Raw genomic sequence first — 15,299 nt, forward strand, 5'->3', positions numbered from 1 at the left:
ACTCTTATATAGATACAAGAACGAACGATCAATCTTTGAGATTAAATAAAATTCCCGAAATGCGATACAGGCGTTGATTAGTAACAAAGTGATTGCGGTAACCTTAAGACGAAACTTTCATTTGGTTCAGCCTGTCAAATAGCTTCGCATACAGCCCCATACCGATGAGTGCCGACAGCAAGATGAGTGTGAACACAGCGAGCGGGGAGAGAAATCCTGATGCAAATACCGTCACTGGTGCGAGGAACTTGCCGATTGTGTTTTGGAGCGTATCGGTCGCGAGGTATTGTCCACGTGACTCGATTGGTGCATAGTGACTAACGAAACTCTGACTGACGGGAGAACGAATCAGCTCCCCGAACGTGAACATGGTCGTGACGATGAGCAAGTACCAGATATTTGATGAGAAGGCGACGAGAAACGTCCCGAAACCTCCTAGGAAAGTCGACAATAGTAAAACACGCCGTTCGTCCCACGCCCGAAACACACGTGTGACAGGAATGATGAAGACGACGAACAAGAGGCCGTTATATGCAACGAGCCAGCCGAATAAGACTGTATTCGAGACGTTGAACGTGGCCGGAGTTTGTTCAATCAAATAGACAGGTAAATACACGTCTAGCTGCATGATTGGGATTAAGGCGAATACGCCAGCAATCAGATAGAGGCGGAAAAGCGGGTCAATCAAAATCGTCGCATACGACCGCCCTTGGGTGAAAAATGTCGTTGCGACCGTCTTCTCGGTCGAGACCGGTCGTGTCTCACTGGTTAGAACCGCGAGCAAACCCCCGTAACAAAAAAGAACAAGGGCGCAGCCGAGGAGGAGCGCCTGACGATACTCGAAAAAGAGGACCGCACCAAGAAGCGGACCGAGAACAGCACCGATATTGTTCGAAGCCATAAACGTCGCGAATACATTCCGTAAATGTTCAGTCGGAACGAGGTCGGCGACCATCGCCGAGCTGGCCGGTTTGTAGATGGCACCCATAAAACCGATGCTGATGTAGGTGATGTAATCGACATAGGCGTTCGTTGATAAAGCGAAAACGAGGAATAGGAAACCTTGTGAGAACGTCCCGGCGAGCATGACGGGGCGGCGACCAATCTCATCTGCAAGCGAACCGCCAATCAAGCTGCCGACTAGCAGGAACAACGGTGGCACGGCCATGAGTAGTCCGGCTAGCTCGACACCGAGCGTCCGGGCGAAATAGACGGTGATGAATGGAAAGTACATCCAAAACAAGAGGTTGAATAAGCCTTCGCCGAATAAGCGGACTTTCAGATTGAGGTCCCAACGGTATAATTCCATAGATATGCTCCTTTCAAGAGTCTCTCTTTAATGTAAGAGGTCGTGGAGAGAAAGAATAGACTTATGTTGCGGGATTTGCTAGACTAAAAATAGAAATAGCAAATATATAGGCGCTTGTTTGCGTTGTACTATAAAACGAACGTATGTTTGTAAAATGACCTCCGATATAATCATCGGAGGTCATTTTTATTGTGTCGTCTTCATCGATTTAAAGCTATGGGCGAAAGATCCCTCAAATAGTTCGTCATTTTCAGGCAACAATTTTCCAATCATCGAGAGGTGTCGGGTAACCTGTGCGCATTGCTCGGTGTGACTCAGCGATCGTCAAAATCCTAGTAAAAAATCGACCCCCGTCACGGAGGTCGAACGAATTAACTTGATGATGCTTTCTTATATTGTTGGAAGAAAACTTCAATCTCTTCGGCCGGCAAAGGACGATTATAGAAATATCCTTGTGCCTGGTTACATGATTCGGCTTTCAGAAAAGCGACTTGATTCTCGGTCTCGACCCCTTCCGCAATGACATTCAAATCGAGTTCGTGCGCCATCCGGATAATCGTTTTGACGAGAGCTGCGTCTTTCTCGTCGCTCTCGATATTTTTCGTGAAGTGCTGGTCGATCTTGAGCGTATCAATCGGGAACAGCTTCAAATAGCTGAGGGAGGAATAGCCGGTTCCGAAATCATCGATGGAAAGATGGACCCCGAGGGCGACGAGTTCATGCATCGTCTCGATGGCCCGGTCTGCACTTTGGATGACACTCTCGGTCAATTCGAGCTCTAAATATTGCGCCTCAAGACCGGATGCAGCGAGGGCACGACTGACGACCTCTGGTAAATCTTTTTGTGCAAACTGAACGGCCGAGATGTTGACGGCGACCCGGAACGAGGGGATGCCCGCATCCTGCCACGTCTTGTTTTGACGACACGCCTCATTTAAAACAAACTCGCCGAGACGATGGATGCTCCCTGTTTCCTCAGCAATCGGAATAAACTCACCAGGGGAAATCATCCCGAGCTCTGGATGATTCCAGCGGACGAGCGCTTCCATACCAATGACCATTTCCGTCTCCAGTTGGATTTGTGGTTGATAGTGGACGGTGAACTCGCCACGACCGATGCCTTTACGAAGTGCCATTGATAAGTTGGAACGACGGGATACCGACTCGTTCAATTCGTTCGTGAAGAACTGATACCCGTTCTTACCGTCCGCCTTCGCCCGATACATGGCGATATCAGCATTTTTAATCAATTCTTCGGCCGTATCGCCATCGGACGGATGGAGACTGATTCCGATCGAGGCCCCTGTGAATACTTCCTCGTTCTCGAGTTCGAACGGAGGATGGAGGACGTTGATAAGTTCCTGTGCGCGATGGGCGGCCAAGTTACTCTTCGTATCAGGCGACAAGATGATGAATTCATCCCCACCAAGCCGAGCAAGTGTATCTGTTTTTTGAATCGTCGACTGGATACGGGTCGTCACTTGTTTTAAGAACTGGTCGCCAATCGAATGGCCGAACCGGTCGTTAATGACTTTAAAGTTGTCCAAGTCGATATAATACAAGGCAAACTGTTCAGATTGAGACTGACCGAGAAGGGCGTCGAGTCGGTCGCTGAACAGACGGCGGTTTGGGAGACCGGTGAGCGGATCCAAATACACGAGGTCATTGATTTGTGCCTCAATCCGTTTCCGTTCGCTGATGTCACGGATGATACTACTGAAAAAGATTCCCTTGTCCGTCTTCCACGTGCCGAGCGACATCTCAATCGGGACTTCGACGCCGTCCTTCCGTAAGCCGATCAGTTCGACCGTTTGACCGATGACGCGTTTTTCACCTGTCGCTTCATAGCGACGCATCCCACGTTCATGTGCCTCGCGGAAACGTTCTGGAATGATGGCGACAATCGATTGTCCGACCATCTCGTCTGTCGTATAACCGAACAAGTCGGTCGCCCCTTGGTTCCACTGAAGGATGGTGCGATTGTGATCGGCGACGATGATGGCATCCGAGGCAGATTCGATGATGGATTCGAATTTTAATTCTAGTTCTTCCGACTGTGCCTCGAGTTGTGATGCCGTCCGGAGCGAGATGTACATCAAGATGAATAGTGTCATGACGCTCGCCGCGATGACATAGGCGAGTAGGGTGCTGTCGACGGCATAGTCGCTGACCGGTTTGGCCGCACCTTCCATCGGGGTGAAACGGGCTGCGCCCATCCCGATATAATGCATGCCAGAAACGGCAACCCCAATCAAGACCGAACTGGCTAGACGGCGCCAATGGAATCGCGAGACGTTTGGGATATAAAAGAGAATATATAGTCCGACGAGCGACGCAACGAAGGCGACGATGGCAGATGCAATCCACATGATGGGGTCGTATGTGAGGATGGCGTTCATTTGCATCGCTTCCATCCCGATGTAATGCATGGAGACGACGCCGACGCTAATCAAGAAGGCACCGAAGACGAGCTGGATGGGTCGTGTCTCCGGATGGCTGATCATCCAAAAGGCAAGTCCGGAGGCGACGACGGCCGGCACGATGGACAATAAGACGATGCCGAGATGATACGTCACGTCATCGTTTAGATGAAACGCCAACATGCCGATGAAGTGCATGGCCCAAATGCCGAGCCCGAGACTGAAGGCACCAGCCGCGACCCAACTGAGTCGCGAAGCGTGCTTCGCATATTTCAAACGACTGCTAATATCGAGAGCGACACCGGCAGCGAAGATGGCGACGGCGATGGAAAGAATGACGAGTGGGAAGTTATACGAGCTACTCAGGTGATGTTCGATGAGAAACAGTCCTTTCGATTTCAAATGGTACAATGAGTGAATGAAAAAGTGCTTTATTAGAGTAGCACACTCACGAATCACGGTTCTTGTCTACTTTTGTAAGGTGGGTCAATCATTTGCATGAATCACACATTGCGGAATTTTTTTCGAAACGGTATCGTTAGATGAAGAAGAGAAAGGGTGATTCTTGATGGAAACGATGAACGGGACGGCCCGCATCCGTGGTGCCTATTCGACACTGAGTAAAAAAGAACAACGCATTGCCGACTACATTTTAAAGCAGCCAGAACAAATCATTCATCATACCATCAATCAGGTGGCAGATGACCTCGATGTCGCGGAATCCACTGTATTCCGTTTTTGTCAGCGTGTCGGATTTAAAGGCTATCAGGCGTTAAAAATTGCACTCGCTTCAGATGTCGTCGCGCCGCTTCAAGATATTCATGAAGATATTACCGAGACGGATACGGCACTCGAAATCGCAGAGAAAATTTTTTCGACGAACGGGAAGACGATTGAGTCGACCCGTCAGATTTTAGAGGGTGCCTCTCTTGAGAAAACGGTGGAGCTGTTTCTTGGGGCGCGCCGCATCGAATTTTTCGGGAGCGGCGGGTCGGCCGTCGTCGCACTCGATGCGTACCATAAGTTTGTGCGGAGTGGTCTTCAGGTGAGCGCGATGCTCGAGTCGCATATGCAGCTCATGTCAGCCTCACAGCTGACGACCGCAGACGTCGCCGTCGTCATCTCGCATTCCGGTGCCTCGAAAGAGACACTCGATATCGCCAAACTCTTAAAAGAGAAGGGTGTGCCGATGATTGCCATCACGAACTATGCGAAGTCGCCTCTCTCAAAAATCGCGGACGTGTCGCTCTACACCGTGTCCCAAGAAACGGCGTTCCGTTCAGAGGCGCTCGCTTCCCGCATCGCCGAACTCAGTCTGATCGATGCGTTGTTCACGGCTGTCATGATGCGTCGAGGCGAGGCGGCCCGGGCGTCGCTTCAACAGATACGTGAGGCGATTTCGATGCGCCGAATCTAAGCGAAATAGGGTTAGTTTCTACAAAAAGGTGGAAATTATAAACCCTGAGAGCAAAGCGAGGCTTAGAGAGAGAAGGTGGACCGATGAACCATATTGATTTTTTATCTTCCGACCACTACAACGAGTTCAAACGGTTGGCACAACGGCTCACGGATCCGGGCAGTACCGGTCGAGAATATTTCGCCGCGCTGTATGTGATTGCGGGAAACACCCATGTTCGTGAACGGTTGCTTCCTTATATGGATTTAGAGGCAGGGAAGATTCGGACCTCGACCATCATCGATGACAATACGTTCGATAAACGAGAATTTGTGCTCGCCAAGCTCGTCATCCATCTGTATAACTCAAAAGAATGGGTCCTTCCGACCGAGTTGATTGCCTTGCCGGAAGAAGACTATAAGTTGGCGATGCAAGCAATCACGCTATGCCGCAATGAACAATTTGACGGGGTCACGATCCCGAACGACTGATGACACCCTGTTTTGTTGGAAACAGGGTGTTTTTCGTCGAGCCATAGAGGAGGGAATTCCGTGTCACTCACCACATCGATGTTAACCATTTTACTGCTGCTCATGTTGCTCATCATGATCACGCCACCGCTCTTGATTTTTTATCTGTGGCGGCGTGACCGGAACCAACGCGAACACTCCGTCCTCCGGAACTTCCCGATTCTCGGAAAGTTGCGCTATATTTTTGAGAAGATGGGACCCGAACTTCGGCAATACTTGTTCCTGAATGACAATGAGGCGAAGCCGTTCTCACGGAATGATTATGAGTCGGCCGTCATCGCAGGGAAGTATAAGTCGCGCATCATCGGATTCGGGTCGGAGCGAGACTTTGAGGCAGGTGGATTTTATCTTCAGAACGCCCTCTACCCGACGAACCGAAACGAGCTACGCGTTGATCAGTCAACAACGGTATCGACGTGGGTGTATGAACTCGATGAAGACAATCTGTTCACCCGAAAAGAACATCTCCTCGAACGAGACATCTCGCCATATCTTTTAAAAGAAGAAGATACCGTCATCATAGGCGAACAGACCTGTCGGGAACCGTTCCATGTCCGAGGACTTGTCGGCCAGTCGGCCATGAGTTTCGGGTCGCTCGGAGACAGGGCGATCACAGCGCTCTCGATTGGGCTCGGGCGTGCGGGTGGCACATGGATGAACACGGGAGAAGGCGGCTTGTCCGATTATCATCTAAAGGGAAACGTCGACATCATCTGTCAGATTGGACCGGCACTTTTCGGTGTCCGAAATGAGGATGGTTCTTTCTCGGTAGAGGCGTTCAAACAAAAAAGCGCCCTCCCGCAAGTGAAGGCGTTCGAATTGAAACTCGCGCAGGGAGCGAAGACGCGCGGAGGTCATATCGATGGATCAAAAGTGACCGAGGAGATTGCCCGAATCCGTCACGTACGAGTCGGGGAAACGATTGACAGCCCGAACCGCTTCTCTGAATTTCACACCCATACGGAATTGTTGGCGTTTATTGAGAGATTACGTGAAATCGGTGGGAAGCCGGTCGGCATCAAGCTTGTAGTCGGGAAGTTGCAAGACATCGACTCGCTCGTCCGAGAGATGGCGAGATCTCAAATTGTACCTGACTTCATCACCATCGACGGGAGTGAAGGGGGTACGGGTGCGACGTATCAAGAGCTTGCGGATACAGTCGGTTTACCGCTGAAGGCGGCGCTCCCTTACGTGCATCGCCTCTTGATCGAGCATGGGTTGCGCGACCGAGTCAAACTGTTCGCCTCTGGGAAACTCATCACGGCGGATAAAGTCGCCATCGCCCTCGCGCTCGGCGCAGACCTCGTCAATATCGCTCGCGGACTCATGTTCAACGTCGGTTGCATCCAGGCACAGGTTTGCCACACGAATCGCTGTCCGGTCGGTGTCGCAACGACCGATGCGAAACTGCAGCGTGCTCTCGTTGTCGACGAAAAGAGCTATCGGGTGACGAACTATATCATCTCGCTTCGGGAAGGGCTATACAATATGGCGGCTGCGGCAGGCGTTCGATCGCCGACGGAACTTTCACAAGAGCATGTGGTATATCAGGAACCGGACGGCCGTGTCCGAAGCGGCTATGATTTATCTCACTAGAATGAAGGGAATCTATCAAAACATCCCACGAATCTGCCGATAAAGAAGGCAAACACGTGGGATGTTTTTTTAGCATTTTCATTGTAGAAACTACCAGATACTTGTACAATCATGTAAATGAAAGTCAGAATTTATTATAATCTAACGAAGCGTTTGAATGGAAATGGATGAACCCATTTTTTTCAGCATACGCCGCGCTCTTTGGACGTTGTTTCGAAGACACGGTCAACGCTTTGATCCCGTATCGTGTATCAAGGTCACGCAACTCTTGGATGCGGTCTTTTGACCATTGATCTTTCGCTACGGTCGTGTAGTTGAAGCTTTCCCACATCACGCCATCCACATATGGATACGTATATGTCTTCAATGTCGCAAATCCCCAGTTTTGAATGAGAGAAAGGGAAGGGTGATTGGATTTGATCGTTTTCATGAACTGACTCATCCCGTCACGTTGCGCTTTTAAAATGGTCGGTTGTTCCGAATGCTCGTTATCGATGTTGCCGACGGTATCCAAGAACGCGCCATCCAATCCTTTGGCGACGATTTGTTTCTCCACTTCACGCGTCAACAATTCACGATAGTGAGTTGACGTCATATCGACTAAATAAGAATCCCATTCCACATAATGAACACGTTGTCCGTTGCGATGGAAGAAGTCCGACTCGTTCATCTGACTGATGAAATCGACGTTCCAATTGTCCGCTTCCATCGTGTTGATGTAGCCGTACACTTTTGTCCCATATTTCTGTAACTCTTTGATTTGCGCTGCTGTATAATAAACAGGCTCGATGATGACAAGGTCATACTGTTGCATCTTTTTGATTTTGGTCTTTGTCGGCATGTCGTAATAAATCTTGTACGATTCGACGTTTGCGAGCGGATTGCTCGCTTTGGCGACCGCTTGTTGCGGCGTCAAAAGAGCCAATCCTACGAGAAATGCACAACAGATGGTCACGATTCGTTTGGCTGAGAAAATACCCATAAAAAAACCCTCCTGATAGTTATCAGAGAGCGGCTGCGGCTATTGCAGACTGGCGATCGGTATCTAAAAAGATCGACGACCCATGTCTTTGCGCCCTTACTTTTCAGTAAGTTTGCCCGTCTCGATATGAAATTTTTGTCGACAATCCATTGAAAGTCCTACTACTAAAATACCACGTAAAGGAATGAGTGACACTATGATTTATACCCAACATCGCACATCCATCAAATGGATTGAAATGATTGTGACTATTTTACTTATCGGCATTTTGGACTATACATTTAGTCTTTCTTTGTCGGATTGGGCGATTGACCCATTAATTTTTTATATTCTCCTGTTTTCTTTACGGTATGGTTTGCTAGGTGCCTTCGTCAGCTTTGCGTTGACGAGTCTCTATCATTTTTCATTCCTTTTGATGGAAGGCTCAGACTTGCTCTTATTCCTTTACGATACGAATGAACTGGCTTGGATTTTGCTACACTTCTTCGTCGCGCTCAGTGCGGGTGTCTTCAGCACGTCTTATCGGGAGCGTTATCAGTCGCTCCACATTCGTCAAGAAGAAGTGGTCGATGAGAACGAACAGTTGAAACAGACGATTCAACAGCTCCAAGAATCACAAGGAGAGATGCGCAAACGGGTCCTTGACTCGACCTATACGCTCTCAAAGATTTATGAGATTGGACTAAAACTCGATCAAGATGCGACCGACTTGGTGCGTGACCATTTGATTGGAACGTTCACGCGTGTCTTCCGTGCTCGTCAACTCGCTTTATATCATGTGGATGCCTCACGGCGCACGCTTCGTCTCCACGTTCGTTCAGGAGAAGTGGAGCGTTTGCCGCAGACGCTCTTTATCGATTCGGAACAAGGGATTTTCGCACGGATGTTCCAATCCAAAAAACCGACGATTCGTTTGGCAGATGAGTTAGATGGACCGCTTCTCGTCGCGCCGATTTGTTATGAAGGCACGGTGAAGGAAGTGTTGGTCGTCCATGAAATCGATATTCTACGTTTACGTAGCCATGAGATGAATATGATGAAACTCGTCTTGGATTGGACGGGAACGCGTATCGAAAAAGCGGATGCGCTTGAATGGATGCTCGTCAGCGACCAGCTCGTCGACGGGACACACATGTTCCGGATGGAAGCGTTCGAACAAAAAGTGGCCCAACAAGTGCAGCGCCATGAACAATACGGTCAACCGTACAGTACGGTCACGTTACCTATAGAGGGCGTGGACTTGTCATTGATTGAGATGGAATTGATTTTAAGACAGTCGATGCGTGAAATCGACGTCATCGGATATGACGAAGAAGACCGCATCCTTCATTTCCTTCTCCCTGGAACACCGGTCGAATCGGCCGAACGATTCAAGGAACGGATTGAACATGTCTTCTATGTGAAAGGTGGGAAACGCCTATGACCGGATGGATGATTTTACTCTTCTTCCTACTGCATGCGGCGGTCCTCTTCGTCTTGTATCGACTGATCGTACGACCGAAAGTCGATGCGACGGAAAAGGGAGTTTGGCTCTCGATTTTTCTCGTCAGTGCCGTCATCCCGATTGTCGGGGAACTGTTCGGTTTGATGGGGTATGCGATTGCCCGTCGCTTCGCTTCGTCGAAGACGCTTCTCGACTACGATGAGTACATCAACTTTGACACGCTCAACTTGGAGCGCTTGCAGCAGCAGGCGAAAGAAGATTTAGACCTCGTCCCATTGACGGAAGCCCTACAGATGGACGGGAACAAGCGGAAACAATCGATCACACAGCTCATGTCGACACCGCTCATGAATACAGAAGAGTATTTGCACCTAGGTCTTGAACATGAAGATACGGAAACGGTCCATTATGCGGCGACCGTCCGAAACACGTTGTTCGACCGATACGATTTGATGTTAAAACAGCGAATCGCACAAGTGAATCCAGAACGACCGGAGACGATTTATCCTGTAATCGAGACCGGAATCTCGTTCTTAGATAGTGGTCTCTTGGACCAGGATATGCAAATGCGTATTCAGCAACGGATTTTGTTTCACCTCGATCAACTGAGTGAGTATGACGAAACAGATGAGACATACTTACGCACGAAAGCTCGCCTGTCGTTTCGGTCGGGTGACTTGGAAACGGGAGAACGATTGGCTGAGGCGCTCACACTCTATCATCCTGAAGTACCCGATGGATATGTCATGTTGATTGAACATCATATGACGAACGGCGATTGGGCGTCCCTGCGCCCGACGCTCGACCGCCTGCATCAACATCTCGATTTGCAAGACATTCCAGAGGACTATCGCTTTGTCATTCAACAGTTAGAAGGTGCCCATACATGAATAAATCGATTACGACGTATCTCGCGTCTCTGTTCTCTTTACTCATCGCGATGATTGTCGTCGTCCAGTTTTTACGGCTTGACTACGGTCATCGGCTCATCCCAAAAGAAGCGCATGAGCCGAAATCCTTTACGACACTCGCGGGTGAGGTGAGAGCGGTGGAGGGAGATCCGGTTCAAATCTACATCCATCAGAACGACGACGATTTGTCGACAGCTGTTTTGAATAACTTTAAATACGCGCTCGACTATGCCAAATTGCCTTATACCTCAATCGAGGCAGAGGCAATCGCATCGATTGAGCCTTCTCCACGACACGTTCTCGTCGTCAGTGGGGAAAATACGAAATCATGGCCGTACGAGGCGATTCGGTCGTTCGTTGAAAAAGGTGGACGTCTCTATGTTGCCGGACGATTCATCGATCAAGACTGGGCGGACCTGGTCGGCGTAAGTGATTTCGGGGACTTTAAAGATGGAATTAACGGGTTGATTTTTGAACAAGAAATTTTCCCTGGGTACGTCGACTTGCCTCAAGACTCAGGGTTGTTCGTCCACAGCATCGCTGACGTCGAACTGAAAGAGGAAGCGGACGTCCTCATTTCTGCCAAGAACGAACCGATTCTATGGCAATCTCCTTATGGGAAAGGAGAAGTGATGTTTTGGAATACGACGTCGTTGACGGATAAGAACTCACGAGGCTTGATGGTGCAGACGCTATCGATGCTGTTCCCGGCGTTCGTCATGCCGCAAGCCGGCATCAAGGTCGTTCACCTCGACGACTTCCCGGCACCGGTGCCGAATTATTCGAATCCGGTCATCACGAAAGAATATGATTTGTCCATCAAAGAGTTCTTCTCGGAGGTTTGGTGGAAAGACATGAAGCAAATCGGTTCTGACTATGACGTCACCTATACCGGTTTCATTATCGGGAGTTATAAAGCGACGAATGAGGAAACGACGGAACAACTCATTGAAAAAATTCGAGCACCGATGCTTGAATACGGACGCGGCTTACTTCAAACGAATGGGGAGGTCGGGCTACACGGATTCAACCACCAACCACTCGTCATGGGAGATGAAACCATGGACCCTGAACTCGGCTATACGAGATGGAAAGACCAAGACGCCATGCGTTCGGCCATCGATCGTGTCGTCGAGGCGTTCGACTACTACTTGCCGAATGAGCGAATTCGGAGCTACGTGCCACCATCAAACATCATCGGTCAATCCGGACTCGAAGTGTTGAACGAGAAGTTTCCGAAAGGGTTGATTGTCGCAGGACTCTACAGCGGAGATGCGACGAAAGGAAGTTACATTCAAGAGTTCGGGCCCGACCCGGTCTACCCGAACTTGTACGATTTCCCTCGCGTGTCGAGCGGATACAACGAGACACCGGATGACCTATTTGTCGTCATTGACGCCGTCGCCAACTTCGGGCTCGTTTCTCACTTCATTCACCCGGATGACGTGTTAGATGACTATCGCTCGAAAGGGAAAGGGTGGGAGATGATGAAAGAATCGTTTGAAGGACTATTCCAGACACTCTACGCCAAATATCCACATCTCGAGGGATTAAGTCAATATGATGCGTATCGGAAATACAAGTTATATCAAGATGCGCAAATCGATGTGGCTTACACGAATGATGCCATCGATATCAATGCCCAACAACTGCCTGTCCCGTCAACGTTACTCGTCCGTGTCCAACCCGGGAAACGTCTCGATACAGGGACATTTGATTTTGGGGAAGTCCAGCCGTTTGATGAAAACGGTACATTGTATCAAGTTGAATTGAGAGACACATCCGTTCGTCTCCCGATATTGGAGGATCGTCCATGAAAATAGGAATTGTTGTCGAAGGGAGTTATCCATATGTGAGCGGCGGCGTATCGAGCTGGGTTCACATGCTGATGGAACAGATGCCGATGCATGAGTTTGAGATTATCTCGATCATGCCGAACCCGAAGTCAGAAGCCGATTACCGTTACACGTTACCGAAGAACGTCACAGGCGTCACCACGCTCGCCCTCAATCAACGGGCGACACGGAAACGTCGACCGGAAGCGTTATCGGAGTCGGAACGGGAGCGAATCAAGACGTGGATGACATTCGGTCAAGTCGATTCGTCCATCTATCCGATTCTTGAAAATCAAATCGGGACACCGGAACAGTTCTTCTCGAGTCGTCTCTTCTATCAGCTCGTCACGGAGAGCTATCAGGAAGAAGGACAAGCCGGTTCGTTCATCGATTATTTTTGGATGTGGCGCAGTATGTATGCCCCTGTCCTTGATTTGCTTCAAGCCGAATTACCTCAAGTCGACCTCGTGCACGCGGCCTCGACCGGATATGCAGGCCTCATTGCGAGTGCGATGAAAGAACGACAGAACATTCCGTTTCTGTTAACCGAACACGGCATCTATTCCCGTGAGCGGGAAGAAGAACTGTTACAGGCATCTTGGATCCCGGCTGAGTTTCGCTCCCATTGGATCCAGTTCTTCCACCATATTTCCCGGGAAGCGTACCGGAAGGCAGATGACGTCATCACACTCTTTGAACGAAACGGCGAGTTGCAACGTCAGCTCGGGGCACCTGTTGAAAAATTGAGCATCATTCCGAATGGGATTGACGTGACGGGCTTATCTGCCCTCGGGCATGTGCCGGGAGCGGATAAACTACGAATCGGTGCCATCGTTCGCATCGTTCCGATCAAGGACATTAAAACGATGATCTATGCGGCGAAACTGCTACAAGATATGCTCGTCCCGTTCGAACTGACCATTATGGGACCGCTTGATGAGGATAAGGAGTATGCGGCGGAGTGTGAGATGCTCATCCGGCAACTCGAGCTCGAACGGTCCGTCTTGATGGTCGGAAAAGTCGATATTCGACAACACCTTCCCGAATTCGATGTGTGTCTGTTGACGAGTATTTCTGAAGGGCAACCCCTCGCCGTACTAGAAGGGATGGCCGCCGGCGTCCCGTGGATTGTGACGGACGTCGGGGCCTGTGCGGAACTCGTGAACGGGCGACCGGATGAACCGTTCGGTCCGGCCGGATTCGTCGTCCCGCCGGTCAATCCACGGCGAATCGCAGAGCGTTGCGTCTGGTTCCATCAACATCGTGAGGATGCGCGCCGACTCGGACGAAACGGGCAACAGCGAGTCGAAACGTATTATCGCACCGACCAATTCATCGATGCATATCTACACTTATATGAAGAGAGGAGAGCGGTATATGGCGGGCATCGGGTTTAAGTTACAACAGTTGTTTCAAGAAGACTACTTCTCCTCGCGGATCAAAGCATACGCATTTGCCGGGCTCGTCACATCCGGACCATGGCTGATCGTCATCGTCACGATTGCCCTCATGCAGTGGCTGACGAGCTATCTGTCCATCGCCACACTCGAGGAGCGCACGACGTTCAATTTGATCGTCTCTTACAGTTTTATTTTTTCACAAGTCGTTCTCGGCGTGCAGCAACTCGTCGTCACAAGATATTTGGCGGATTGTTTTTATGAGAAACGATATGAAGACATCTTCCCGGCATTCATCGGGATGATGAAGACGACGGTCGCCATCGCGTCGTTGTTGTTCGCCATCTTCCTTACGTTCTCTGAACTTCCTGCTTTATTGAACGCGTTGGCATTCGTCCTATTCATGACGGTCAACCTCATTTGGGTACACTTCTTGTTCCTCAGTGCGGCCAAGTTTTATCAGGCGGTCGCTTATAGTTTTGTGGCCGGTGGCATCGTCTCGGTCGCCGCGGTCATCATCACGGACCAGTTCTTGATGCAATATTTGACGGAGTCTTACATGAAGAGTTTCGCGTTGACGGCGAGTATGACACTCGGTCTCGTCGTGACGTTGTTCGGCTTGTTCACATCGATGCTCCTTACGTTCCCGAACCGGAGTACGGTCGGTCAATTCTCGTTCTACCGTTATTTTGACCGCTATCCGGCACTCTTTTGGACCAGTTTCCTCTATAACATCGGCATCTGGGTCGGCACATGGATCATCTGGTTTGCAGAAGGAGGAAGTGTCCATCTCGACACGTTCCGCTATCATCCGATCTATGACACAGCCATCTTCCTCTCTTATTTGACGATCATTCCGACGATGACGATTTTCGTCGTGTCCGTTGAGACGCGTTTTTATGAGCGGTATCGTGTGTTTTATGGATACGTGAACGAGGGTGGGACGTATCAACAGATTCAACGGTCGAAGGCAGCGATGCTCCTCGTCTTGCGACAAGAGCTGCAACGACTGTTCCGAAATCAGGGGCTCGTGTCACTCCTCTTTATCCTGTTTGCGGCCGTCTTGTTCCCGCTCCTCGGTCTGTCGCCTGAGATTCGGGACGTCTTTCAGATGACGACGATCGGTGCTTTTTCAAACGCCATGGTGCTCGTCCTCACGCTCGTGTTGCTTTACTTCGAGGATCATCGGGGGGCGGCCTATACATCGGCCCTCTTCATCACAATGAATGCCGGGTTGACGTTCTTCTTGTTACCGCTCGGTCCTGACAGTTACGGTCTTAGTTTTGCAATTGGTTGCACCATTGCGTTCGCCTTCTCGCTCATTCGCTTGATTCGATATGTGTCCGAAATTGATTATCATACGTTTAGCCGAAGCGAAACACCTCCACGGACGGATACGTTCCGTCGTGTCGGGGACTGGCTCAATGACCGCTCGGCTTAACAATCGCTGCAGATGGACTTTTAGAAAATGGGGTGAAG

General features: G+C 49.9%; 11 protein-coding genes and 1 riboswitch. Of the genes, 8 read left to right on the top strand and 3 right to left on the bottom strand.

The window, feature by feature from the left end; genetic code table 11:
• Window positions 1-103: 103 nt before the first annotated feature.
• Together KD909_RS02725 and KD909_RS02730 are read right to left on the bottom strand one after the other, a co-directional pair.
• Complete coding sequence (locus KD909_RS02725) at window positions 104-1,309, bottom strand: MFS transporter (protein WP_012727266.1); 1,206 nt, start codon at window positions 1,307-1,309, stop codon at window positions 104-106.
• A 371-nt stretch (window positions 1,310-1,680) separates the two neighbouring features.
• Window positions 1,681-4,188, bottom strand: coding sequence for a bifunctional diguanylate cyclase/phosphodiesterase (locus tag KD909_RS02730; RefSeq protein ID WP_256440634.1), 2,508 nt, complete (start codon window positions 4,186-4,188; stop codon window positions 1,681-1,683).
• Between the two features lie 109 nt (window positions 4,189-4,297).
• Between KD909_RS02730 and KD909_RS02735 the strand changes: the two genes are divergently transcribed.
• The 3 genes from KD909_RS02735 (at window position 4,298) to KD909_RS02745 (ending at window position 7,251) form a co-directional block, all read left to right on the top strand.
• Entirely contained in the window at window positions 4,298-5,146 is an 849-nt protein-coding gene (locus tag KD909_RS02735; protein ID WP_211782295.1) for a MurR/RpiR family transcriptional regulator, read from the top strand.
• A gap of 83 nt (window positions 5,147-5,229) precedes the next feature.
• Entirely contained in the window at window positions 5,230-5,616 is a 387-nt protein-coding gene (locus KD909_RS02740; RefSeq protein WP_211782296.1) for a hypothetical protein, read from the top strand.
• Between the two features lie 78 nt (window positions 5,617-5,694).
• Window positions 5,695-7,251, top strand: a complete 1,557-nt coding sequence (locus tag KD909_RS02745) for an FMN-binding glutamate synthase family protein (RefSeq protein WP_211782851.1) — start codon at window positions 5,695-5,697, stop codon at window positions 7,249-7,251.
• 124 nt (window positions 7,252-7,375) lie between these two features.
• On the opposite strand, the gene KD909_RS02750 is transcribed toward KD909_RS02745, so the two are convergent.
• A complete protein-coding gene (locus KD909_RS02750) occupies window positions 7,376-8,233 on the bottom strand; it encodes a glycoside hydrolase family 191 protein (protein WP_211782297.1) in 858 nt (285 codons plus the stop codon).
• A gap of 40 nt (window positions 8,234-8,273) precedes the next feature.
• Window positions 8,274-8,360: riboswitch (cyclic di-GMP riboswitch) on the bottom strand.
• Between the two features lie 69 nt (window positions 8,361-8,429).
• Here KD909_RS02750 and KD909_RS02755 point away from each other — a divergent pair.
• The 5 genes from KD909_RS02755 to pelG are packed head-to-tail and all read left to right on the top strand — an operon-like array spanning window position 8,430 to window position 15,261.
• Window positions 8,430-9,656, top strand: a complete 1,227-nt coding sequence (locus tag KD909_RS02755) for a nucleotidyl cyclase domain-containing protein (RefSeq protein ID WP_012727260.1) — start codon at window positions 8,430-8,432, stop codon at window positions 9,654-9,656.
• Window positions 9,653-10,567 (top strand): hypothetical protein, encoded by a 915-nt coding sequence (locus tag KD909_RS02760; RefSeq protein ID WP_211782298.1) that lies wholly within the window; start codon window positions 9,653-9,655, stop codon window positions 10,565-10,567. The genes KD909_RS02755 and KD909_RS02760 overlap by 4 nt, the downstream gene beginning before the upstream one ends.
• A complete protein-coding gene (locus KD909_RS02765; RefSeq protein WP_211782299.1) occupies window positions 10,564-12,405 on the top strand; it encodes a DUF2194 domain-containing protein in 1,842 nt (613 codons plus the stop codon). The genes KD909_RS02760 and KD909_RS02765 overlap by 4 nt, the downstream gene beginning before the upstream one ends.
• Window positions 12,402-13,820 carry a GT4 family glycosyltransferase PelF gene (pelF, locus tag KD909_RS02770; protein ID WP_211782300.1) on the top strand — a complete coding sequence of 473 codons (1,419 nt, stop codon included), beginning with the start codon at window positions 12,402-12,404 and terminating at the stop codon, window positions 13,818-13,820. Before KD909_RS02765 ends, pelF begins: the two co-directional genes overlap by 4 nt.
• The gene (pelG, locus tag KD909_RS02775) at window positions 13,801-15,261 is read left to right on the top strand and encodes an exopolysaccharide Pel transporter PelG (RefSeq protein ID WP_211782301.1); all 1,461 of its coding nucleotides are present in this window, start codon (window positions 13,801-13,803) and stop codon (window positions 15,259-15,261) included. Before pelF ends, pelG begins: the two co-directional genes overlap by 20 nt.
• Window positions 15,262-15,299 lie beyond the last annotated feature (38 nt).

Origin of the sequence: Exiguobacterium sp. PFWT01, assembly GCF_018255795.1 — a bacterium.
Classification (GTDB): Bacteria; Bacillota; Bacilli; order Exiguobacteriales; family Exiguobacteriaceae; genus Exiguobacterium.

Bases quoted from the DNA above. Each gene is read 5' to 3' on its own strand.
- KD909_RS02725 (WP_012727266.1), bottom strand. From the start codon at position 1,309: ATGGAATTATACCGTTGGGACCTCAATCTGAAAGTCCGCTTATTCGGC.
- KD909_RS02735 (WP_211782295.1), top strand. From the start codon at position 4,298: ATGGAAACGATGAACGGGACGGCCCGCATCCGTGGTGCCTATTCGACA.
- KD909_RS02740 (WP_211782296.1), top strand. From the start codon at position 5,230: ATGAACCATATTGATTTTTTATCTTCCGACCACTACAACGAGTTCAAA.
- KD909_RS02745 (WP_211782851.1), top strand. From the start codon at position 5,695: ATGTTAACCATTTTACTGCTGCTCATGTTGCTCATCATGATCACGCCA.
- KD909_RS02750 (WP_211782297.1), bottom strand. From the start codon at position 8,233: ATGGGTATTTTCTCAGCCAAACGAATCGTGACCATCTGTTGTGCATTT.
- KD909_RS02755 (WP_012727260.1), top strand. From the start codon at position 8,430: ATGATTTATACCCAACATCGCACATCCATCAAATGGATTGAAATGATT.
- KD909_RS02760 (WP_211782298.1), top strand. From the start codon at position 9,653: ATGACCGGATGGATGATTTTACTCTTCTTCCTACTGCATGCGGCGGTC.
- KD909_RS02765 (WP_211782299.1), top strand. From the start codon at position 10,564: ATGAATAAATCGATTACGACGTATCTCGCGTCTCTGTTCTCTTTACTC.
- pelF (WP_211782300.1), top strand. From the start codon at position 12,402: ATGAAAATAGGAATTGTTGTCGAAGGGAGTTATCCATATGTGAGCGGC.
- pelG (WP_211782301.1), top strand. From the start codon at position 13,801: ATGGCGGGCATCGGGTTTAAGTTACAACAGTTGTTTCAAGAAGACTAC.